15 protein-coding genes are annotated in these 22,062 nt (G+C 64.1%); 6 read left to right on the top strand and 9 right to left on the bottom strand.

The window, feature by feature from the left end; genetic code table 11:
* Positions 1–11: 11 nt before the first annotated feature.
* Complete coding sequence (locus NKI31_RS18375) at positions 12–575, bottom strand: peroxidase-related enzyme (protein ID WP_352652262.1); 564 nt, start codon at positions 573–575, stop codon at positions 12–14.
* A 131-nt stretch (positions 576–706) separates the two neighbouring features.
* Here NKI31_RS18375 and NKI31_RS18370 point away from each other — a divergent pair, with 131 nt between their 5' ends.
* Both NKI31_RS18370 and NKI31_RS18365 read left to right on the top strand, forming a co-directional pair.
* Positions 707–5,497, top strand: a complete 4,791-nt coding sequence (locus NKI31_RS18370) for an NAD-glutamate dehydrogenase (RefSeq protein WP_352652261.1) — start codon at positions 707–709, stop codon at positions 5,495–5,497.
* A gap of 262 nt (positions 5,498–5,759) precedes the next feature.
* Positions 5,760–7,139, top strand: a complete 1,380-nt coding sequence (locus NKI31_RS18365) for an MFS transporter (protein WP_031247146.1) — start codon at positions 5,760–5,762, stop codon at positions 7,137–7,139.
* A 44-nt stretch (positions 7,140–7,183) separates the two neighbouring features.
* Here the strand turns inward: NKI31_RS18365 and purH are convergent, their stop codons facing one another.
* From purH to NKI31_RS18350, 3 genes are all read right to left on the bottom strand, one after another.
* Positions 7,184–8,800 (bottom strand): bifunctional phosphoribosylaminoimidazolecarboxamide formyltransferase/IMP cyclohydrolase, encoded by a 1,617-nt coding sequence (gene purH / locus NKI31_RS18360; protein ID WP_352652260.1) that lies wholly within the window; start codon positions 8,798–8,800, stop codon positions 7,184–7,186.
* A gap of 106 nt (positions 8,801–8,906) precedes the next feature.
* Positions 8,907–10,631 carry a heparinase II/III family protein gene (locus NKI31_RS18355; protein WP_352652259.1) on the bottom strand — a complete coding sequence of 575 codons (1,725 nt, stop codon included), beginning with the start codon at positions 10,629–10,631 and terminating at the stop codon, positions 8,907–8,909.
* Between the two features lie 216 nt (positions 10,632–10,847).
* Positions 10,848–11,705: a helix-turn-helix transcriptional regulator gene (locus NKI31_RS18350; RefSeq protein WP_502899153.1), complete on the bottom strand. Its 858-nt coding sequence runs from the start codon at positions 11,703–11,705 to the stop codon at positions 10,848–10,850.
* A gap of 159 nt (positions 11,706–11,864) precedes the next feature.
* Here NKI31_RS18350 and NKI31_RS18345 point away from each other — a divergent pair, with 159 nt between their 5' ends.
* Entirely contained in the window at positions 11,865–12,722 is an 858-nt protein-coding gene (locus tag NKI31_RS18345; RefSeq protein ID WP_502899152.1) for a phytanoyl-CoA dioxygenase family protein, read from the top strand.
* Positions 12,723–12,979: 257 nt separating this feature from the next.
* Here the strand turns inward: NKI31_RS18345 and NKI31_RS18340 are convergent, their stop codons facing one another.
* Both NKI31_RS18340 and htpX read right to left on the bottom strand, forming a co-directional pair.
* Positions 12,980–14,365 (bottom strand): RsmB/NOP family class I SAM-dependent RNA methyltransferase, encoded by a 1,386-nt coding sequence (locus tag NKI31_RS18340; RefSeq protein WP_023745353.1) that lies wholly within the window; start codon positions 14,363–14,365, stop codon positions 12,980–12,982.
* Positions 14,356–15,381, bottom strand: coding sequence for a zinc metalloprotease HtpX (gene htpX, locus NKI31_RS18335; protein WP_023745352.1), 1,026 nt, complete (start codon positions 15,379–15,381; stop codon positions 14,356–14,358). The genes NKI31_RS18340 and htpX overlap by 10 nt, the downstream gene beginning before the upstream one ends.
* 105 nt (positions 15,382–15,486) lie before the next feature.
* Here htpX and NKI31_RS18330 point away from each other — a divergent pair, with 105 nt between their 5' ends.
* A complete protein-coding gene (locus NKI31_RS18330) occupies positions 15,487–15,693 on the top strand; it encodes a DUF1674 domain-containing protein (RefSeq protein WP_023688862.1) in 207 nt (68 codons plus the stop codon).
* A 110-nt stretch (positions 15,694–15,803) separates the two neighbouring features.
* Here NKI31_RS18330 and NKI31_RS18325 read toward each other — a convergent pair whose 3' ends face one another.
* A complete protein-coding gene (locus NKI31_RS18325; RefSeq protein ID WP_023745351.1) occupies positions 15,804–16,469 on the bottom strand; it encodes an HAD-IA family hydrolase in 666 nt (221 codons plus the stop codon).
* Positions 16,470–16,649: 180 nt separating this feature from the next.
* Between NKI31_RS18325 and NKI31_RS18320 the strand changes: the two genes are divergently transcribed.
* Together NKI31_RS18320 and NKI31_RS18315 are read left to right on the top strand one after the other, a co-directional pair.
* The gene (locus tag NKI31_RS18320) at positions 16,650–17,519 is read left to right on the top strand and encodes a transglutaminase-like domain-containing protein (RefSeq protein ID WP_352652258.1); all 870 of its coding nucleotides are present in this window, start codon (positions 16,650–16,652) and stop codon (positions 17,517–17,519) included.
* A 387-nt stretch (positions 17,520–17,906) separates the two neighbouring features.
* Positions 17,907–19,175 carry a class I SAM-dependent methyltransferase gene (locus NKI31_RS18315; RefSeq protein WP_023688864.1) on the top strand — a complete coding sequence of 423 codons (1,269 nt, stop codon included), beginning with the start codon at positions 17,907–17,909 and terminating at the stop codon, positions 19,173–19,175.
* 66 nt (positions 19,176–19,241) lie between these two features.
* Here NKI31_RS18315 and NKI31_RS18310 read toward each other — a convergent pair whose 3' ends face one another.
* Together NKI31_RS18310 and acs are read right to left on the bottom strand one after the other, a co-directional pair.
* Positions 19,242–19,979 (bottom strand): MOSC domain-containing protein, encoded by a 738-nt coding sequence (locus NKI31_RS18310; protein WP_023668647.1) that lies wholly within the window; start codon positions 19,977–19,979, stop codon positions 19,242–19,244.
* 9 nt (positions 19,980–19,988) lie between these two features.
* Positions 19,989–21,944, bottom strand: coding sequence for an acetate--CoA ligase (acs, locus tag NKI31_RS18305; protein WP_023688866.1), 1,956 nt, complete (start codon positions 21,942–21,944; stop codon positions 19,989–19,991).
* Positions 21,945–22,062 lie beyond the last annotated feature (118 nt).

Raw genomic sequence — 22,062 nt, 5'->3', positions numbered from 1 at the left:
GAAGGAAACTTTCACCTCGCCATGGCGTGGTATTCGTCGTTCGGCCGCATGTCGATGGCCGCCGCCACGCGGTTCGACATGTTGAAGAAGGCGGCGGTCGAGGCGATGTCCCAGATGTCGCGGTTGGTGAAGCCGGCGTTGCGCAGTGCTTCCCTGTCCGCCTCGACGATCTTTGCCGGCTCTTCCGTCAGCTTGACGGCGAATTCGAGCATCGCCGTCTGTTTCGGTGAAAGTTTGGCAGCGCGGAAGTTCATCACCATCATCTCGCCGAGAGCCGGATCGCCGGAGAGCTGGCGCACCGCCGCGCCATGCGCGGCCAGGCAATAATAGCAGTGATTGATCGAGGAAACGACGACCGCGATCATCTCCCGTTCCAGCTTCGACAGGCCGGATTCACCCAGCATCAGATCATTGTAGGTGGAGGTAAAGGCGCGCAGCTTCTTCTCGTCGAAGGCATAGGCAAGAAGCACGTTGGGAACCAGGCCGAGCTTTTCCTCGCATTTGGCGAAATAGGCTTTTGTCGCCTCGCTCAGTTCCGCGATACCGAGGTCAAGTGCGCTGATTTTGCCGGACATGGGGTCTTCCTCCTGGTTCACCGCCGCCTGACCGTCGAATTCCTGTAATTCTTATCGAGCCGTCAAACCTTTGTCGCCAAACAGCGGTCATCTGCTACCATAGTCGTAAAAGCATGTGACGGGAGGACAACATGGCGAGCGTGAAATCCGCAGCTAAGCCGAGGAAAACAGCCACTGCCGGGGTGAAACCCGACGGGAAGCCGGCCAGGCTCGCCGACTATTTGCTGGCCCGCGCGCCGGCCGAAGACATCGCCGCCTATGACGCCGCCGACCTGGAGCGCGCCTCCGACCTGGCAGGACGTGCGGTCGCCGCCCACAAAAAGGGCCAAAGTGTCGTCGCCGTCGATGCCGGGTCGGGCGTATCCCGCGAGGGCCGCCCGATGACGATCATCACCGTCGTCAACGACAACATGCCGTTCCTGTTCGATTCGATCCTCGGCGAGATCACAGAAACTGCCGGCGAACCGACTTTGGTCACCCATCCGGTCATCGTCGTGCGCCACGGCAAGGCCGGCGTCGACGAGATCCTCGGCGACGGCAGCGCCCTCAAGGACGATGGCAATCACGACCGGCTGAGCGTCGTCCATGTCCATATTCCGCGCCTGACGGCGGAGCAGGCCGACGCGCTGGCCGACCGCCTGCGCAAGATGCTCAACCAGGTGCGCGCCGCCGTCAGCGACTGGAAGCCGATGCTCGCCCGTCTCGACCAGGCGATTTCCGAATTCCGCTATTCCGCCGTGCCGCTCGACAAGAAGAGCGTTGCCGAGGCCATCGCCTTCCTTGAATGGCTGCGCGACGACAATTTCACTTTCCTTGGCATGCGCGAGTTCAAATATTCCGGCGGCACGGAGAGCGGCAATCTGGAGCGCGCCGACAAGCCCGGTCTCGGCATCCTCGCCGACCCAGATGTGCTGGTGCTCCGGCGCGGCACCGAGGCGGTGACGACGACGCCCGAAATCCGCGCCTTCCTGCATGGGCCGGAGCCGCTGATCGTTACCAAGGCGAACGCCAAGTCGCTGGTGCACCGCCGCATTTATCTCGATTATATCGGCGTCAAAACCTACACCGCCAAGGGCACGCTTGCCGGCGAGTTGCGCATGGTCGGCCTGTTCACCTCGACTGCCTACACGCGCTCGGTGATGAAAATCCCGTATCTGAGGTCAAAGGCCGAGACCATCATCGCCAAGTCCGGCTTCGACCGGCACGACCATTCCGGCAAGGCACTGATCAACGTTCTGGAGAGCTATCCGCGCGACGAACTGTTCCAGGTGCCGGTGCCGATCCTGAAGAAGCACGCCGCGGCCATTCTCGGCCTGGTCGAGCGGCCGCGGGTGCGGGCGCTGGTGCGCGCCGACCAGTTCGACCGCTTCGTCTCGATCCTCGTCTTCGTGCCGCGCGACCGCTATGACAGCGTCGTGCGCGAGAAGATCGGCACCTATCTCAAGACCGTCTTCGAGGGCCGTTTGTCGGCTTATTATCCGGCGTTTCCGGAGGGCGGGCTGGCGCGTGTGCATTTCATCATCGGCCGCTCGGGCGGCAAGACGCCGAAGGTCGAGCAGGCGGCGATCGAAGCGGCGATCCGCGATATCGTGCGAACCTGGGACGACGCGCTGGCCGAAGCCGCGGAAGCCGTCGGCGGCGATCCATCGCTGAAGGCGATCGCCGCGCGTCTGCCTGAGAGCTATCGCGATTCCTTCAGCGCGGCCATCGCGCTGAAGGATGCGGGGCGCATCGCCGGCATCAGCACCGCCAACCCGATCGCCATCGACTATTACCGCCATGCCGAGCAGAAACCGCATCAGGCAGCGCTGAAGATCTACCACCACGGCAGCCCGGTAGCGCTGTCGCGTCGCGTGCCGGTGCTGGAAAACATCGGCTTCCGCGTCATCAGCGAGCGCACCTTCGAGGTTGGCGAGGACGGCGGCGACACCGTCTTCGTCCACGACATGGAGCTGGAGAACAGCTACGGCAAGCCGATCGACCTCAGCGATGGCGGCGCGCTGTTCGAGGACGCGTTCCTGTCGGTCTGGCGCGGCGACATCGACAATGACAGCTATAACGGGCTTGCCCAGACCGCCGGCCTGTGGTCGGGCGAAGTCAGCATTCTGCGCGCCTATGGCCGCTACCTGCAGCAAGCCGGTATCCCGCAGAGCCAGGATTTCATCGCGGCCGCGCTCAACCGCTATCCCGACATTGCGCGCGGCCTGCATGCACTGTTCGTCGCTCGTCTCGGCCCGACCGCCGAGACGGAAGGCGTCGTCGCCGCCAAGCACCTCAAGGCCAAGATCAAGGACGCGCTGGAGGAAGTCCCTAACATCGATGACGACACCATCATCCGCCGCTATCTCAACCTGATCGAAGCCTCGTTGCGCACCAATCATTTCGTTGCGGGAACGAAGGCGCGGGGCCAGTCACTGGCGATCAAGCTGGACTCGCAAGCGGTCGATGGCCTGCCGGCGCCGCGGCCGTGGCGCGAGATCTTCGTCTATGGGTCCGAGGTCGAAGGCGTGCATCTGCGCTTCGGCCCGGTTGCGCGCGGCGGCCTGCGCTGGTCAGACCGCGCCCAGGATTACCGCACCGAGGTGCTCGGCCTGGTCAAGGCGCAGCAGGTCAAGAACGCCGTCATAGTGCCGGTCGGCGCCAAGGGCGGCTTCTATCCGAAGAAGCTGCCGATGAGCGCCGGCCGCGACGCCATCTTCGAGGCCGGCACCTCGGCCTACAAGAATTTCGTTTCCAGCCTGTTGTCGATTACCGACAATATCGGGCTGGACGGTGTCATCCCGCCGGCCGGCGTTGTCAGGCGCGACCCCGACGATCCCTATTTCGTCGTCGCCGCCGACAAGGGCACGGCGACCTTTTCCGACACCGCCAACGCCATCAGCGAAAGCCACGGCTTCTGGCTCGACGACGCCTTCGCCAGCGGCGGCTCGGCCGGTTACGACCACAAGAAGATGGGCATCACCGCCAAAGGCGCCTGGGAAGCGGTCAAGCGGCATTTCCGCGAGATCAACCGCGACATCCAGGCCACCCCGTTCACCGTCGTCGGCGTCGGCGACATGTCGGGCGACGTGTTCGGCAACGGCATGCTGCTGTCGCCGCAGACCAGGCTGATCGCCGCCTTCGACCATCGCGACATCTTCATCGATCCCGATCCAGACAGAGTGGCGTCGATGGCCGAGCGCGAGCGCATGTTCGCGCTGCCGCGTTCGTCCTGGCAGGACTATGACAAGACCAAACTGTCGGAAGGCGGCGTCATCGTCTCGCGCAGCCAGAAGTCGATCACGCTGCCTGCGGCAGCGGCGGCGGCGATTGGCCTCGCCAAGACCACCGCGACACCGGCCGAGATCATGACCGCCATCCTCAAGGCGAACGTCGACCTTCTGTGGTTCGGCGGCATCGGCACGTATTTACGGGCCTCGGGCGAAACCAATGCCGAAGTCGGCGACCGCGCCAATGACGCCATCCGCATCACCGCGCTCGATGTGCGGGCCAAAGTGATCGGTGAGGGCGCCAATCTCGGCGTCACGCAGCGTGCCCGCATCGAATTCGGCATGAATGGCGGTCGCTGCAACTCCGATGCCATCGACAATTCCGGCGGCGTCAACTGCTCCGACGTCGAGGTCAACATCAAGATCGCGCTGGCGTCCGCCATGCGCAAGGGATCGCTGACCCGGCCGGCGCGCAACAAGCTGCTGGCCGAGATGACCGACGAGGTCGCCGGCCTCGTGCTGTCCAACAATTACGAACAGACGCTGGCGCTTTCCATCGCCCGCAAGCGCGGCCTTGCTGACATCGCGCACCAGAGCCGGTTCATGGCGGCGCTGGAGGCTCGGGGCCTGCTCGACCGCGCTGTCGAGACGCTGCCGTCGCCGGCCGCCCTTGCCGAGCGCGAGGCGCGTGGCGAGCCGCTGACCCGGGCGGAGCTTGGCGTGCTGCTCGCCTATGCCAAGATCGTGCTGTTTTCCGACATCGTCGCCAGCGACGTGCCTGACGACGCGCATTTCGACCGCGACCTGATGGGCTATTTCCCTGACCGGATGACGAAGAAATATGCGGCCGAGATCCATGGCCACCGGCTGCGCCGCGAAATCATCGCCCGCGTCGTCGCCAACGATCTCGTCAATCGCGGCGGACCGTCATTCGTCAACCGGCTGCAGGAAGCCACGGGGTGCAGCGCGGCCGACGTGGTGCGCACCTTCGCCGTGGTGCGCGACGGCTTCGCGTTGCCGGCGCTCTATCGGGAGATCGATGCGCTGGACAGCCACATCGACGGCCAGGCGCAGCTCGATCTCTACCAGTCCGTCAGCCGGCTTATCTTCGTGACCAGCGGCTGGTATCTGAAGAACGATGCCGGCACCGCAGCGCTCGGCCAGCGCATTGCCGAACTGCAAGAGGCGCGCATGGCGCTGGAGCCGAAGCTGCTCTCGCTGCTGCCGGCCTTCTCGCGCGAGCGGGTCGAGGAGAGGCGGTATGGCCTGTTCAAGGCCGGCGCCCCGGAAAAGCTCGCCGGGCAGTTGGCAATGGCCGATGTGGCGGGACTGATCCCCGACATCGCACTGACGGCGCGCACGGCCAATGCCGACGTCGTCGCCTCGGCCAAGGTGTTCTTCGCCGTCAGCGATGCCTTCCGCATTCCGCGCGTCGAAGAGGCGGCGCGTTCAATCACGCCGTCGGACTATTACGACCAGCTGGCGCTGTCGCGCGCCACCGACACGATCGGCGCGGCGCGGCGCGGCATTGCGGTGGCGGCTCTCGCCGGTCATGCCGGGACGGCGGATCCTGTGGCGGCCTGGCTGGAAGCCGGCGGCGAGCGCGTGGCGCGCATCCGCGAGCGGCTGCAGGCGCTGACCGAAGGCGGGGATATCACCGTGTCCAGGCTGTCGGTGGCTTCGGGGCTGATGAGCGATCTGACGGGGATGTGAGGCTCGGGACTTTACCCTCCCCCTTGTGGGGAGGGTCGCTGCGAAGCAGCGGGGTGGGGGTGCGGCACCGACCCCCACCCGGACCTTCGGTCCGACCTCCCCACAAGGGGGAGGTAGGGGCGCGGCGCCTTTCTTCGCGTCTCTATGCAGGTAGACAGCGGCGACATCCAGGTGAGGGGCAGCGCGAATCTTTCGCGGTTTGCATGAGCATTCGAAACATGCAGACATGGCGCCCGACACGGGCGGTGCCGGGGGAATCATCATGGCGGCAGTAGAAACAGCGCAGCGGGCATCCGGGCGTGGCATCTGGGGGTGGATGTTCTTCGACTGGGCGGCGCAGCCGTTCTTCACCGTCGTCACCACTTTCATCTTCGGCCCTTATTTCGTCTCGCGTATGGCGAGCGATCCAGATACGGGCTTGGCTGTATGGGGCTATGGCATTGCTGCCGCCGGGTTGGTCATCGCTGTTTTGTCGCCGATCCTTGGCTCGATTGCCGACCAGACCGGCCCGCGCAAGCCCTGGATCGCGTTCTTCGCCGCGATCAAGATCGCCAGTCTCTGTCTGCTTTGGTTCGCGGCACCCGGATCAAACCTTTTTCTGATCGTGGCCTTGTTCTCGCTGGCTTCGGTGGCCGCCGAATTCTCGACCGTTTTCAACGATTCGATGATGCCGCGCCTGGTGCCGAAGAGCGAGATCGGAAGGATTTCCAACATCGCCTGGGGGCTTGGCTACCTCGGCGGAATGATCGCGCTGATCTTCGTCGTTGCGGTGATGGCGGGCACGCCGGAGACCGGCAAGACGATTCTCGGTCTCGACCCGCTCTTCGGGCTCGACCCGAAACTCGGCGAGGACGCGCGGGCCACCGGGCCGCTCTCGGCCGGCTGGTATTTCCTGTTCATCCTGCCGATGTTCTTCTTCACGCCGGATGCCATCAAAGGCATTCCGATAGGGCCGGCGGTACGGGAAGGCCTGTCGGAGCTGAAGTCGACGCTGACTGAAGTGCGCCAGCGCAAAGGCATCTTCCGCTTTCTGATCGCCCGCATGATCTACCAGGACGGCGTCAATGCGCTTCTGGCGCTGGGCGCGGCCTTCGCCGCCAAGATGTTCGGCTGGTCGATCACAGAGGTCGGGATGTTCGGGATCATCCTCAATGTCGTCGCCATATTTGGCTGCTGGGGCGCGGCTTTTCTGGATACCCGGCTCGGCTCGAAGGTCATTGTGATGATCTCGCTTGTACTGCTCAGCATCGCCACGATCGGCATCGTCTCGACCGGGCCGGGTTTCACGCTGCTCGGCGTTGTGCAGCTTCCCACCGCCGACTCAGGCGGTCTGTTCGGCACGGCGGCGGAAAAGGCTTACATTCTCTATGGTTTGCTGATCGGGGTTGCCTTCGGACCGGTGCAAGCCTCGTCGCGTTCCTACATGGCGCGCAGCGTCACCGCAGCCGAGTCCGGCCGCTATTTCGGCATCTATGCGCTGGCCGGACGGGCGACCAGTTTTCTGGCGCCGTTCATGGTGGCAACAGTTGGCTTGGTCAGCGGCTCCGATCGGCTCGGCATGGCGACAATCGTACTGTTTCTCGGCGTCGGCATAGCGATATTAATCAAGACGCCGTACCCGGCGGATCAGCCGGTGGAATAGCGCCGCACTTTTCCTTCTCCCCTTGTGGGAAAAGGCAGAGGCGCTCAATGCCTGAAATGCCTCACGCCGGTAAACACCATGGCGATGCCATGCGCGTCGGCAGCGGCGATAACGTCGTCGTCGCGCATCGAGCCGCCGGGCTGGATCACCGCCGTGGCGCCGGCTTCGATCGCGGATATGAGCCCGTCGGCGAAAGGGAAGAAAGCGTCGGAGGCGACCACCGAGCCCTTGGTCAACGGCTCCGCGAGGCCAGCTGCTTCCGCCGCGTCGAGCGCCTTGCGTGCGGCGATGCGCGAGGAATCGACGCGGCTCATCTGCCCGGCGCCGATGCCGACCGTGGCGCCGTCCTTGGCGTAAACGATGGCGTTCGACTTGACGTGCTTGGCGATGCGGAAAGCGAATTTGAGGTCGGCCATCTCGGCCGCCGTCGGTGCGCGCCTGGTCACCACCTTCAGTTCGAGATCGTCGACCACCGCGTTGTCGCGGCCCTGGACGAGCATGCCGCCGGCGACGGATTTCACAGTGATGCCGCCGGCGTGCGGATCGGGCAGACCGCCGGTGACCAGCAGGCGCAAATTCTTTTTGGCGGCGATGATGCGGACAGCGTCCTCCGACGCGTTCGGCGCGATGATCACCTCGGTGAAGGTTTTTACGATCTCCTGCGCCGCTTCCGCATCGAGGATGCGGTTCATGGCAACAATACCGCCAAAGGCCGAAACCGGGTCGCAGGCCAGCGCTCTCGCATAGGCAGCAGCCAGCGAAGCGTCCTCGGCGACGCCGCACGGGTTGGCGTGCTTGATGATGGCAACGGCGGCGCAGCGGTTGGGGTCGAACTCGCCGACCAGCTCGAAGGCGGCATCGGTGTCGTTGATGTTGTTGTAGGACAGCTGCTTGCCCTGCAACTGGCGAGCCGTGGCGACCCCCGGCCGCTTGTCGCCATTGACATAGAAGCCGGCGCTCTGATGCGGGTTCTCGCCATAGCGCATGACGCTTTCCAGCCTGCCGCCGAAGGCGCGCCAGGTCGGGTGCTCGATCTCAAGCGTTTCGGCGAACCAGCCGGAGATCGCCGCATCGTAGCTGGCCGTGCGGGCAAAGGCCTTCGCCGCCAGCTTCTGGCGGAAATCCAGCGACAGCGAGCCGATGTTCATCTCCAGCGCGTTCAGCACCGAGGCGTAGTCGCCGGGATCGGTGACGATGGCGACATAGGCGTGATTCTTGGCCGAAGCGCGGATCATCGCCGGGCCGCCAATGTCGATGTTCTCGACAACAGCGGCATAGTCGGCGCCGGAACGGCGGACCTCCTCGAACGGGTAGAGATTGGAGACGAGCAGATCGATCGGCTCGATGCCGTGATCGTGCATCGCCTTGGCGTGTTCGGGATCGTCGCGCACGGCGAGCAGCGCGCCATGCACCGACGGATGCAGCGTCTTGACGCGGCCGTCCATGATCTCGGGAAAGCCGGTCAGTTCCGAGACGTCACGCACCGCCAGCCCCGCCCCGGCGATCGCCTTTGCCGTACCTCCGGTCGAGACCAGCTCGACGCCGGCCGCGACCAGCCCTTTGGCGAAGTCGATCAGGCCGGTCTTGTCGAAGACGGAAAGCAGGGCGCGGCGGACCGGAACGAGGTCGGGTGCCGGAATGTTCTTGGCGGCGACGGCCATAGGCTGGCGGCCTTTCAGGGCTGATTGGAGAGCGTTGCCGGGCCGTAGCACATGAGGTCAGGAAATCAAGCCGGAAGCTCGATCAAGCCGGCGCCGGCAACGACGCTCAGCTGTGCTCGGGATAGCCGGCGATGCCGGTGCGCGTGAGCTGCCAATGCACCTCGGCGATCTCCGAGGCCTTGAAGGCGAGCACGATCTGGCGGCTGCGGCGCGGGCCGCCAAGGCCGGCGAAATAGATCGATTCCTCGACCTCCGGCACCACTTCGGTGCAGGTGAACACCCAGGTGTCGGCCTGGTCGGCGGTCAGCACCAGGCGGTCATGCTCGTCCTGCAAAAGGTTGATGTCAGGGTGGATGTGGAAGCGCACCACGACGAAGTCGCGGCCATTGTTGCGGATCGCCGCACCGCCCGGGCGGAGGAAGCGATCCCTGCCGGCGAGCACATTGCCCTCGCTCGACAGTTTCAGCTCGCGCTCATGCAGGAAGCCGAAGCGCTGCACATAGCCGTCATGGCGGGCGATGAAGCCTTGCGTGCCCTTCTGGTCGATGCGCTTGCAAGGCACATGCTGCGGGCCGCCGAGCAAGGGTGAGCCGAGCAGGTCGTTGACGCGCAGCGAATGGGAAAACCGCGCCGACGAGGTGTCGTTGATGGTGGCGGTCGAATGCGCCGCTGTGGCACGGGCCAGCGGCCGGAACTCGGCGGCGCCATAGGTGTCGATGCCGGCATTGACGATATAATGCTGGCGACCGGACGAGAGTTCGAAGGCCAGGCACCCGGCATGCGCGGCGTTGGACACATCGACGGCCGGCGACGGGCCGGTATCTGCAATCACCGTAACGCCGCCCATACACAGCCGCTCATAGCCGGAATGCGGCGCGTGCAGCAGCGGCGCGCCGGCGGTGTCGTCGTGGCGCAAGATGGTGGCAATGCGGTCGTGGATGGTCGCGCCCATGCCGTTGAAGCGGGCCAGGCTGCCATCCTGATGGCGGAAGAAACGGAGCGCCGGCAGCATGCGGTCGATGGCGCCCATCAGGGCTGCCGGTGGCGTTTCGGCCTGATTGGCATAGGTCTGACGCAGCGGCAGGAGATCGGCGAGCAGTTCGAGCACCGCCATCGGGTTGCGCGAAATATGGCCGCCGTCGGGAAGGATCTGCCGGTCGAGTTCTTCCGCCAGGTTGCGGGTGGCGCCGCGCAGTGCCGAGGCCGGCGCCGGCAGCGACAGCGCGGCGAAGGCAAGCGCGATGCGAGCGCGCAGCCTGTCCTTGCCGTCCGGCATTTCGCGCGCCATCGAGCGGAGATAGCGGATCTGCACGGCGAGCGATTTCAGGAAGGCGCGATAGAACGGAAATTCGGCCCCTTGTAGGACAACCGAGGAGTGTTGCAACCAGGCAATGACTCGCTTGGCGGTGGTGCCGGGCTCCCAGGCTATGCCGGAAATCTGGTTGCCATGCATGGCGATCCAGTCGGAGACAAGCGCGCGTGCATTGGCGGCGGCCAGCTCGGTGCCGGCGGCGCGCATATGGCGCAGCCAACGGAAACCGTGCAGCGTCTTCACCCAGCCGCGGTTGGCGACGTCGATCTGGAATGGTGACTTGCCGCCGGTCTCGACCAGATGTCCCGACAGCGGATAGCGGCCATAATAAATCTCGAGCGCGATCTGCGGATCGGCGAGCCTGAGGTCGGGCGGTGCAATCAGGACGCGTTCGGGCGTGCGCCCGGAATAGCGCCAGCGATAAACTGGCCCCGCGCGAAGGCGCCGGCGCGTCTTGCGCCAAAACTCCTTAGCGACAAGCGTCCACAGACGTGTCGTGCTGCCGGCAGCCAGTGCCAAAACCCCTCCTCGTCGCCTGGAGATAGAGCATGCTGTCGTCCGAAAACCGCGTCGCAGGTTTCGGCATCATGTTCCGGTACCCCAGCACAAGCTTATATGATTCAAGAACTTATGCGAAGTCGAATTCCGCCGACGTGAAGCGCCTCACGCTGCCGGCCACCGACCCACCCCGAAAAAATCAAGTGCTTCGCGGGGTTAAGCCTGGTAATCCGGCACTCACTTGCGGTTGTGGCGAGACCGAAATTCGCTGGGCGAACAGCTTTCGCGGTCGCGAAACAGACGGGAGAAATAGAAGGCGTCGTGGATGCCGACGGCGGCCGCAATGGACTCGATGGGCGAATCGGAGGCGGCCAGCATCTGTTTGGCGCGGTCGAGCCTCGTGCGCAGTTGGAAGGCCTTGGGCGACATGCCGGCTGCCCGCGCAAATCTGCGCCGCAAGGTTGCCGGCGACATCGAGAATTTCGCGGCGAAGGCATCGAGATCCACCGGGTCGCACGCGCAGCGGCGCAATTCGTCGATGATGGGCTGCATGTCAGCGGCATCCTGGAGGCTGGGGTTTCGTTGACGGTTGTTCCAATCCATTGCCTGGCGGGCAGCACGCACGACGATGCGATGCATCGTGGCGGCGGCTTCTGCCTGGCTCAGCATCGTATCCAGCGACAGCTCACCATGCAGCCTGTCGAACAGCCGCTGCATTTTGCCGAGGTCGCGCAAGGGGACGACAGGGGCGTCCTCGGCGATCAGCCGCAGCCGGGTGAAATCGCGTATCAAGGCGCCGTCGAAGAGCGCCCAGCGTTCGAGCCATCCCGATGCATCCGGCCCGTAGGAATGCATCCTCCCGGGAAGCAGCCAGAACAGGGCCGGCGCTCGGATCGTCTGCATGCCGGCTGTCATGGTTTCAAGCCAGCCTTGACCATCCTCAATCAGCACCACGGCGAATTCCGGCAATTTGCGCGCTTGGATCGCCTGCGTGACGCGATGCCGACCAATCCCTGTAACCGACAGGCCGCCGGCCGCGGCCGGTGCGGATCTGTAGAGCGCGTAAGGGTGATCGTTCATGAGCGAAAAGTCCATGGCTTCGTTCCGTCCATGGGCGAGCGTGCGAACAGTATGGCATTTCCAGCTAAGGATGGAAAATCGCAGGTGGCTGAAATGTCAAGCTCAACAGGTGGCACGCAACGACGGAGTCCTGTTGCGTCAATCGATCTGAACGCCAACGGCAAGACATTATCGATGGCGCCGAACCGGTTGGGTCATCTCGTGCCAACCGACGCCGGGGTCGGCATCGATGCCATTCGCGGCCTCCTTGCCGAGCAAGGCTATGTCTGGCTGAAAAGTATGCTGCCGCGCCGCGACGTCATCGATTTTCGCGGCTGGGTGTTTTCATATCTGGCCGACACCGGCTTGCTGCAGCCCGGGTCCGATCCCGCGCTTGGCCTGGCGGCGGCCGCCGGCACGTTCGACCGTCAGCTCGCCGATCGCCGGTTGATGGCGCTAGTTCGCTCCACCGCCTATGAAGGGTTCTGCGCACAGCCCCTGATGGCTCGGCTGATGGATGCGTTCGTCGGCGGGCTGTCCTATTTGCACAAGCGCAAGATCATGCGTTTCACCCAACCGGGCACCACTGTGGCGACGCCGGCGCATTACGACCTCGTCTATCTGCGCGGCGGCACCAGCCGCATCGTCACGGCCTGGATCCCGATCGGCGACGTTCCCGTCGACATGGGCGGCCTGGTCTATCTCGAGGGATCGCACGCCATCGGCCTCGACATGGAGGCCCGGTTCGCCAGGGAAAATGCCGGGCTGAGCCCGCAGGAGCGCATCAGCGCCTACAACCGGAACATGAGCGAGGGCGGCTGGGTGTCGAAGGACCTGCCCGACATGGCGGAGCGGTTCGATACACGCTGGCTGATCGCGGATTTCGAGGCCGGCGATGTCGTCCTCCACTCGCCCTACATGATCCACGCCTCGACGACCAACCAGAGCGCGGAGGGGCGTATCCGGCTCTCCACCGATATCCGCTACCAGAATGTCGATGATGAGATCGATGCAAGGTGGGGGAAGCACTGGTCCCTGGACGACATGCTTTAGGGGGCGCAGCCGTTCGGGATTAGTCGAGGCATTCGCACTTCGTCATCCCAGGGCGAAGCAGGAGCGAAGCTCCGTCGCGGAGGCCCTGGGATCCATTCCGTGACCTTGGCCGTGGGTTGCAGCGGAGCAGATTCTGCGTCGTAGCGGCGCTCATGTGTCGCGGCATGGCATCCTCGGGTCTGCGCTGCGTCGCTACGCTCCTTGCTCCGCCCGTGGATGACGAAGTCACGAAGGGCTGCGGCTCTGCCGACAAAATCCTAGGCGACACGTCGCATGCGGGCGGCGAAGAAGCCGTCCAGGCCGGAAACCCCTGGCGAACCAAGGTCAAGATCGGCGGGTGTGGTGCGCAGCGTGCCTTGCGGGGTCAGGAAGGCGTCGATGCCGGCGATTTCGCCGGGCTGCAGTGGATCGTCGGCGACGGTTTTGTTGCCGGCCAGAAAGACGCGATACAGATCCTCGCCTTCGATCGGGTCCAGCGAACAGTTGGAAAAAACAATCCGGCCGCCCGGTTTGACCAAAGTGACGGCGCGGGCGAGCAGCTTTGCTTGCAGATCGGCCAGCTTTTCGACGTCGGCTGCCGTCTTGGTCCATGGCACGTCCGGGTGGCGCCGAACCGTGCCGGTGGAAGAGCAGGGCGCGTCGAGCAGGACGGCGTCGAGAAGCTCCGCCGGCTGGTATTTCAGCAGATCGGCCTGCACGATCTCGGCGGACAGCCCAAGCCGTTCGAGGTTCTGCGTCAGCCGCGCCAGCCGGTTCTTCGAGGTGTCCAAGGCGGTGACTTTGGCGCCGGCAAGGATAAGCTGAGCGGTCTTGCCGCCGGGGGCGGCGCAGAGGTCGGCGACGCGTAATTCTTTGACATCGCCGAACAGCCGCGCCGGAAAACTGGCGGCGGCGTCCTGGACCCACCATGCGCCTTCGCTGAAGCCCGGCAGTTCGGTGACGGAGGCGCTGAGCTTTTCCACTCGCACCGTGCCGGTCGGCAGCACGATGCCGCCGAGCTTTTCGGCCCACGATTCGGGATCGGCCTTGACCGTGAAATCCACCGGCGCCTCAACGCGATGCGCCGCCAGGATCTGTCTGGTCATCTCGGCGCCATAGGCGGCCTTCAGCCGGTCGGAGAACCATTTTGGCGCCTCATCGGTGGCGGCAAGAGCGGCAGGCAGTTCGGCCTCCTTGGCGCGCGCCAAAGTGCGCAGCACGCCGTTGACGAGGCCGGAAAAGCGCTGCGTGCGTGGGTCCGACTTGGCGTGGGTCACAGCCAAATCGACGGCGGCGCTGTCGGGGATGTCGAGGAACAGGATCTGCGCCGCCGCAACATGCAGGATGTGCAACAAAGCTGTGGCGTTGGGCGGCAGCGGCTTTTCAAGGCGGCGGGCGAGGAGCCCGGCAATGGTCATGCGGTAGCGCAGCGCGGTCACCAGTATGGCGCGCACCAGGCCGCGGTCGCGCAGGTCGAGCACCTTGTATTGCGGATGGCCGTTCTCGTGGTCCGTCAGCCCGTCGAGCGGCGTTTTGGCGTCGATAACGGCGGCCAGGAGCCGCGCCGCTGCCTTGCGCGCGGCGAGGCCGGCGACGAATTCGTCCGAGCTGTTTTCGCGAACGCCTGAATGTGCGAGCCGGGGTCTGGCGCCGCTCACGACCACGGACCTTTGGGTCCGGTCGGGTTGCGGCCCCACGGATTGGCTTTCGGCTTGGCCGGTTTGGTCGGCGGCGTGGGCCGTGCTGCCTTGCCCCACGGACCTTGCTCGGCATCGGCCGGCAATTCTTCGATCGGCTCTGGCGTCGGCGCCTGGCGCGGCGCCGGCTGGCGGCCTGCCATGTCGCGCGCCATCGCCTGCAGCGCGGCGATGCGGTTGTCGGTGTTCGGGTGGGTCGAAAACAGGCTGTCCATGCGCTCGCCGTGAAGAGGATTGATGATGAAGAGATGCGCGGTCGCGGGATTGCGTTCGGCATCCGGGTTGCGGATGCGTTCGGCGCCGCGGGCGATCTTGTCAAGCGCCGATGCCAGCCAAAGCGGATTTCCAACGATTTCGGCGCCGCGCCGGTCGGCCTCGTATTCGCGGGTGCGGCTGACCGCCATCTGCACGATCATGGCGGCGAAGGGCGCGACAAGCATCGCCACCAGCACGCCAACAAAGCCGAACGGGTTGTTGTTGTCGCGGCTGCCGCCGAAGAAGAAGGCGAAATTGCCGAGCATCGAGATGGCGCCGGCGAGTGTTGCGACAATGGTCATGGTCAGCGTGTCGCGATGCTGGATGTGGGCCAGCTCATGCGCCATGACTGCCGCCACCTCCTCATGCGAAAGGCGCTCCAGCAGCCCGGTCGAGGCCGCGACCGCGGAGTTCTCGGGATTGCGGCCGGTGGCGAAGGCGTTCGGCTGCGGATTGTCGATCAGATAGGTCTTGGGCATCGGCAGGCCGGCCTGCTTGGCCAGCGCCTCGACGATGGCGTGGAATTCGGGGGCGTTCCTGGCATCGACCTCGACGGCGTGGTTCATCGACAGCACCATCTTGTCGGCATTCCAGTAGCTGAACAGATTGGTGCCCGCGGCGACCAGGAAGGCGATCATCATGCCGCCGGTGCCGCCGATCAGAAAACCGACGCCCATGAACAGCGCCGTCATCGCGGCCAGAAGCATGGTGGTGCGTAGCGTGCTCATCATCTGCTCCCTGTGCGGCCGTGGCAAAAAAAGGTCGATCGGGGTGAACTCATGGCTATATGATGGGAAATGCCGCCCTTCGTTTCAATCCGCCCGGACTATCGCATGACCGACCAACCCAGCAAAGCTGATGCCGACCGGGAGAAGGACCTGACGCCGGCGGCCAGCCGAGCGCTGGCTGAAGCCGAGGCGCGCCGTGAAGCGTATCGCCAGAAGGAAGCTGCGTTGCCGAAGGAAATCGGCGGCCGCGGCGGCAAGGAACCCGGCCGCTACGGCGACTGGGAAGTGAAGGGACTGGCTAGCGATTTCTAGGGGTTCAGGAACGGAAGAACTGGGGAACTGGTGAACTGAAGAGTTGAAGAAAAAGGCGCATAGCAGTCCTCCAGTCCTCCAGTCCTCCAGTCCTCCAGTCCTCCAGTTCCTCAGGCCGCGCTGCGCTGTGCTCCCAGCGTCATCCAGCCGCTGTCATCGATGGCGATAGAGACGGTTTCGTAGCCGCTAATCGAATTGTGCTGAGTCGTCGTTGGATACTGGTGAGTGGCGCTGATCACCATCACCGACGCGCCCGCTGCTTCCGCCGCAGCGATACCGGCCGGTGCGTCCTCGAAGACCAGACAGTCGCCGATATCGACGCCGAGCCGTTTTGCCGCCAGCAGGAAACAGTCGGGCGCCGGTTTGCCGTGCGACACATCCTCGGCCGCAACCACCAAGGCGGGAACCGGGATGCCGGCGGCCCGCATGCGCAGCAGCGCCAACGGGCGCGGCGCCGAGGTGACGATCGCCCAGCGCTCTGGCGGCAAAGCGTTGAGGAACGGCACGGCGCCGGCGATCGGCAGCACGCCTTCGACATCGTCCGACTCGGCCTGCAACAGCACAAACGCCTCATGAACAGGGTCGACGCCGGGAAGCGCCAGGCTGGTGATGGTCTCGACGGCCCGCACGCCGTGGATCGTCGGCAGGAAGGCTTCGACGTCGAGACCTTGCTTAAGCGCCCACGCCGCCCAGACGCGCTCGGCCGAGGCGATCGAATTGAGCACCGTGCCATCCATATCGAACAGGAACGCGGCGAATTTTCTGCCTGCAAACATCAGGTTTTCCACGGGGTTAGGGATCGTTTCGGGAGGGTCAAAACATGTCGTGCGACCGTAACGTCGCCACGCCTGCCTGGGAAGCTGCGGGAGAGCCTTTTCGATAGTTCCAGGGAACCATGGTCCCGCCTCTGGCGTTTTGAGCATACTGTTTTCCACGGGATCGAAGGGGCAATCATTGTGCTGATCCGGCTCGGCTACGAAATCGCCATTGAATGCGTCGGCGCCACGCCGGTCATCTCGCTGCTTGATATCCACAGGGATCGTCAGGCCGACATCAAACGGCAGACGCGCGTGCTGACGTCGCCTTCGGTGCCGAGCAAGGTCTATCACGATCTGTTCGGCAATACCTGCCGCCGCTTCACCGCACCCGCCGGCAGTTTCCGCATTCTCTATGACGCAGCCGTCGAGGACAGCGGGGAGCCTGACGCGGTCAACACGCTGGCCAGGGAAGTGCCGGTGGCGGAACTGCCGGACGATGTGCTCGGCTACCTCCTCGGCAGCCGCTATTGCGAGACCGATCATCTGAGCAGTCTGGCCTGGCAGCTTTTCGGCCATGTTCCCTCCGGCTGGGCGCAGGTGCAGGCGATCGTCGACTATGTCCACAACCGGCTGTCCTTCGGCTATGGCTATGCGCGGTCGACGCGCACCGCAGCCCAAGCGCATGAGGAGCAGGTTGGTGTATGCCGCGACTTCGCCCATCTGGCGATCACGCTCTGCCGCTGCATGAACATCCCGGCCCGCTATGTGAACGGTTATCTCGGCGACATCGGCGTACCGGCCGACCCGGCGCCGATGGATTTTTCGGCCTGGATGGAAGTGTTCCTCGACGGCAAATGGTACACGTTCGACCCGCGTCATAATCGTCCGAGGATAGGCCGCGTCGTCATCGCGCGCGGTCGTGATGCCACGGATGTCCCGCTGCTGCACAGCTTCGGCCCGCACCAACTTTCGCTGTTCAAGGTCTGGACCTACGAGCAGGAAGGCAATCTGTTCAACCCGCCCTATCACGGCGTCGACAAGACGGTGAGCGCGCGGATGCTGGCGTGACCGGATTCTGATCCGCTTCGACACACAATCCGGAAATGGAAAAGGCCGCCGCTTCTTGACGAAGCCGGCGGCCTTCCGTGTTTCCGTCCGTGGCGCGGCCAATGGCGGCGACCGAGGTCACCCGCCGCGCTTATCGCGCCTTAACGGGAAGACTGCTTCCCGAAAGTGCAATCCGCTGAGGCCACGTTCCGGAAAACGAAATCACTCGACATCGGATCACCTCCTTTCGATTGGTTGAACACGTACAGATGATGGGGTGCGTTGCAGCAAAAAACAAGATGCCGATTTGAAATAGCTGGCGAGCCGCCTTTTGCGCCGGGTTGCGAAGAGCCGCGCGGGCGGGCAAAATCCATGCAAGGTGGATTGTCAGGACTCGGGAGGATTGCCATGGAGGCAGCCGAGAAGGCCGCGCGCATCGTGCGAACGGTGATCGAAACGCTGAAGCCGGGTTTTGCGGTCAAGCTGTGGACCGGCGAGCGGATCGGTCCCGCCATCGGGCCCGTGCTCACCATCAACGACCAGGACATCGTCTGGCAGGTGGTGAAGCGGCCATCGTTGTCGACGCTGATCGAGATGTGGATCTCCAAGACGATAGACATCGAAGACGGGACGATTTTCGATTTCTACGCACTGCCGTCGCAAGGCAAGCTCAGGACCAAGCTCAAGTCGCTGCCGAAGCTGGCGATCCTGCGCGACCTGCCGGCGGTGCTCCTGTCACGCAAGCAGATGAGTGCACGCACCGATCTGTCGGGTCGCAACCCCTATGTCAGCGGGTCGAGCCAGGAGGCGATCCAGCATCACTACGACATTTCGAATGCCTTTTACCGGCTCTTCCTCGACGAGCGCATGGTCTACAGCTGCGGCTACTTTAAGGATTTCGCCGATGGCATCGACCAGGCGCAGGCCGACAAGCTCGACCATATCTGCCGCAAGCTCAGGCTGAAGCCGGGCGAAAAGCTGCTGGACATCGGCTGCGGCTGGGGTGCCATGCTGATCCATGCGGCCAAAAATTACGGCGTCGTCGGCCATGGCGTGTCGCTGTCGCAGGCGCAGACCGATCTCGCCCGCGAGCGCATCCGCGCCGAAGGGCTGCAGGACCGCATCACCATCGAAATCAAATCCTATACGGAGCTCAAAGGCTCCTTCGACAAGATATCGTCGATCGGCATGTTCGAGCATCTCGGCCTCGCCAACCACGCCACCTATTTCAAGACCATCCATCGCTTGCTGAAGCCCGGCGGCATCTATCTGCACCACGCCATCACCAGGCGCAGCAAGGGCGACTTGAAGAAAACCTTGCGCAAGGGGCCGGAGTTCAAGGCGCTGCTCAAATACATTTTCCCAGGCGGCGAACTCGACACGATCGGCATGACGCTGGGCAATCTGGAGGCGCATGGCTTCCTGGTCTACGACGTCGAGAATCTGCGCGAGCACTATGCGCGCACCTGCCGGCTGTGGGCCGAGCGGCTACAGGCTCGCTTCGACGAGGCGGTCGCCGAAGTCGGCGAGGCCAAGGCACGGCTGTGGCTGCTTTATCTCACCGGCTGCTCGATCACCTTCGAGCGCGCCTCGGCGCAGATTTTTCAGACCGTCGTCACCAAACGCGCACGCGGGCCGAGCGGGCTGCCGCCGACACGGGCGGATCTGTATCGGTAGAGATAGGATTCGGGGCCGAACCCCACGCTTTCCAAGGTCTGCGATTCGCTGCCTCGCGGTAGAGGCCTACACGAACCGCATCGGCGCGCCGATCTCGACGCGGGCAGGCCTGTCCACAGTGCAATAGACGCCAAGATTGTGCGCGTTGTGGCGGACCAGATTGCGCAGGATGCCGGGATCGTGGTCGAAGCCGTCCTGGCTGATGATGGTGAAGCCGCAGCGGCGGCACGGCTCCGAGACGGTCACCAGCAGGTCGCCGATGGCAAGCTTGCGGCCAATCCATTCGGTCTCGGGAAACGAGCTCTCGACCGCCGCCATGTCGACGACAATGTTGGGGCGGAAGCGGCGCGGATCGGGAATGCCTTCGGGGTGCAGCGCCTTGAGCCGCGCCAGCGATGCGGTGGTCAAGAGATGGATCGGCGCTTTGCGGTAGCGCGCCGCGGTGAGCGGGCCGGTGTAGCCGGGGGCGTTGTCCTGGCTGAACGGCCGGATCGAGGCGGCGAAGCCGAGATAGGCCGAGATGGCTTGGTCGCATTCCACACCCGGCACTGCCAGCCAGTCGCCGTCGGGAACGGCGATCTCCAGCTTGCGGTCCTTGCTCAGCCGGGTGCGGATGCGCGGCACCTTGTGCCACTTGGCGTCGCGGTCGGGCCGCGCGATCTCATTGTCCGAGACATCGACAAGGCCGAACAGCCGGTCGCCGTCGATGGTTTCAAGGCCGACCGAAATGGCGTCCTGGCGTTCGCCGGCAAGCGAACTTGCGGGGTAACGCCAGAGCTCCGTGACTGCGCCCAGTGCAGCCATCAAATCCCCTCAGCCCTTCTTGTTCTGGCGGTTGGCGATCAGATCATCGACCACGGCCGGATCGGCCAGTGTCGAGGTATCGCCGAGCGCGGAAAAATCGTCCTCGGCGATCTTGCGCAGGATACGGCGCATGATCTTGCCGGAGCGGGTTTTCGGCAGTCCGGGCGCGAATTGCAGCTTGTCGGGCGAGGCGATGGCGCCGATCTCCTTGCGGACATGGGCCACGAGCTCCTTGCGCAGTTCCTCGCTAGGCTCCACGCCTTTCATCAAGGTAACGTAGCTGTAGATGCCCTGGCCCTTGATGTCGTGGGGATAGCCGACGACAGCTGCTTCCGACACCTTCTCATGGCTGACGAGCGCCGATTCGACCTCGGCCGTTCCCATGCGGTGGCCGGAAACGTTGATGACGTCGTCGACGCGGCCGGTGATCCAGTAATAGCCGTCGGCGTCGCGGCGACAGCCGTCACCGGTGAAGTATTTGCCCTTGTAGGTGGAGAAATAGGTCTGCACGAAGCGGTCATGATCGCCATAGACCGTGCGCATCTGGCCGGGCCAGGAATCGGCGATGCAGAGATTGCCGTCGGCCGCCCCTTCCAGCACCCTACCTTCGCCGTCGACCAGCTGCGGCCTGATGCCGAAGAAGGGCCGCGTCGCCGAACCAGCCTTGAGGTCGGTGGCGCCGGGCAGCGGCGTGATCAGGATGCCGCCGGTCTCGGTCTGCCACCAGGTGTCGACGATCGGCACCTTGCCGTTGCCGACGATGTTGAAATACCACTCCCAGGCTTCCGGATTGATCGGTTCGCCGACCGAGCCCAGCACGCGCAGCGACTTGCGCGAGGTCTTCTTCACCGGTTCGTCGCCGGCGCCCATCAGCGCGCGCAGCGCCGTCGGCGCGGTGTAGAAGATGTTGACCTTGTGCTTGTCGATGACTTCCCAGAAGCGCGACTGCGAGGGGTAGTTCGGCACGCCCTCGAACATCAGCGTGGTGGCGCCGTTGGCGAGCGGGCCATAGACGATATAGCTGTGGCCGGTGACCCAACCGACATCGGCGGTGCACCAGTAGATATCGCCATCATGGTAGTCGAAGACATATTGGTGGGTCATCGCGACATAGACGAGATAGCCGGCGGTGGTGTGCAGCACTCCCTTCGGCTTGCCGGTCGAGCCTGAGGTATAGAGGATGAACAGCGGATCCTCGGCCTTCATCTTCTCCGGCTTGCAGTCGCCTTTCACCGTGGCGATCTCGTCATGGTACCAGATGTCGCGTCCCTGGACCCAGCCGGTCTTGCCGCCGGTGCGGCGAACGACGACCACCTTATCGACCTTGGTGCCGGCCTTGGCGGCGATTTCGATCGCTCTGTCGGTGTTTTCCTTCAGCGGGATCGGCTTGCCGCCGCGCAGGCCTTCGTCGGCGGTGATGACGAAGGTCGACTTGCAGTCATCGATGCGGCCGGCCAGCGCGTCCGGTGAAAAGCCGCCGAAGACGATCGAGTGGATGGCGCCGATGCGGGTGCAAGCCAGCATCGCGTAGGCCGCTTCCGGGATCATCGGCATGTAGATGGTGACGCGGTCGCCCTTCCTGACGCCGTGCTTCTTCATCACATTGGCGAGCCGGCAGACATGCTCGTAGAGCTCGTTATAGGTGATCTTCTTGTCGTCGTAGGGATTGTCGCCTTCCCAGATGATGGCTGTCTGGTTGCCGCGCTTCTTCAAATGGCGGTCGATGCAGTTGTAGGAGACGTTGGTTTCGCCGTCCTCGAACCATTTGATCGAGACCTTGCCCTCGAAGGAGGTGTTCTTGACCTTGCTGAACGGCTTGAACCAGTCGATGCGCTTGCCGTGCTTGCCCCAGAACTTGTCCGGATTCTTCACGCTGTCAGCATACCATTTGAGGTAGGTGTCATTGTCGATCAGCGCATTCTTCTTCCACGCCGGCTGGACGCGGTGGATCTTCACCTCGGACATGTCTTCACTTTCCTCCCAAACCACCCCGCCGGCTTGACCACAGCCAGGATCACGGCGACGCAGCCGCGAATTCGGCGGCATTATTAACAGTTCCGCGCTGACGGCAACATTAGACGTT

The organism is Mesorhizobium sp. M0659 (assembly GCF_040320605.1).
In the GTDB taxonomy this organism is placed as follows: domain Bacteria; phylum Pseudomonadota; class Alphaproteobacteria; order Rhizobiales; family Rhizobiaceae; genus Mesorhizobium.
Note: the sequence above shows the minus strand (reverse complement) of the source record. Positions and strands in the feature narration are given on the sequence as shown.

Excerpts from the sequence above, each read along its gene's own strand:
- NKI31_RS18375 (WP_352652262.1), bottom strand. The coding sequence starts at position 575 with ATGTCCGGCAAAATCAGCGCACTTGACCTCGGTATCGCGGAACTGAGC.
- NKI31_RS18370 (WP_352652261.1), top strand. The coding sequence starts at position 707 with ATGGCGAGCGTGAAATCCGCAGCTAAGCCGAGGAAAACAGCCACTGCC.
- NKI31_RS18365 (WP_031247146.1), top strand. The coding sequence starts at position 5,760 with ATGGCGGCAGTAGAAACAGCGCAGCGGGCATCCGGGCGTGGCATCTGG.
- purH (WP_352652260.1), bottom strand. The coding sequence starts at position 8,800 with ATGGCCGTCGCCGCCAAGAACATTCCGGCACCCGACCTCGTTCCGGTC.
- NKI31_RS18350 (WP_502899153.1), bottom strand. The coding sequence starts at position 11,705 with ATGGACTTTTCGCTCATGAACGATCACCCTTACGCGCTCTACAGATCC.
- NKI31_RS18345 (WP_502899152.1), top strand. The coding sequence starts at position 11,865 with ATGGCGCCGAACCGGTTGGGTCATCTCGTGCCAACCGACGCCGGGGTC.
- htpX (WP_023745352.1), bottom strand. The coding sequence starts at position 15,381 with ATGAGCACGCTACGCACCACCATGCTTCTGGCCGCGATGACGGCGCTG.
- NKI31_RS18330 (WP_023688862.1), top strand. The coding sequence starts at position 15,487 with ATGACCGACCAACCCAGCAAAGCTGATGCCGACCGGGAGAAGGACCTG.
- NKI31_RS18325 (WP_023745351.1), bottom strand. The coding sequence starts at position 16,469 with ATGTTTGCAGGCAGAAAATTCGCCGCGTTCCTGTTCGATATGGATGGC.
- NKI31_RS18315 (WP_023688864.1), top strand. The coding sequence starts at position 17,907 with ATGGAGGCAGCCGAGAAGGCCGCGCGCATCGTGCGAACGGTGATCGAA.
- NKI31_RS18310 (WP_023668647.1), bottom strand. The coding sequence starts at position 19,979 with ATGGCTGCACTGGGCGCAGTCACGGAGCTCTGGCGTTACCCCGCAAGT.
- acs (WP_023688866.1), bottom strand. The coding sequence starts at position 21,944 with ATGTCCGAGGTGAAGATCCACCGCGTCCAGCCGGCGTGGAAGAAGAAT.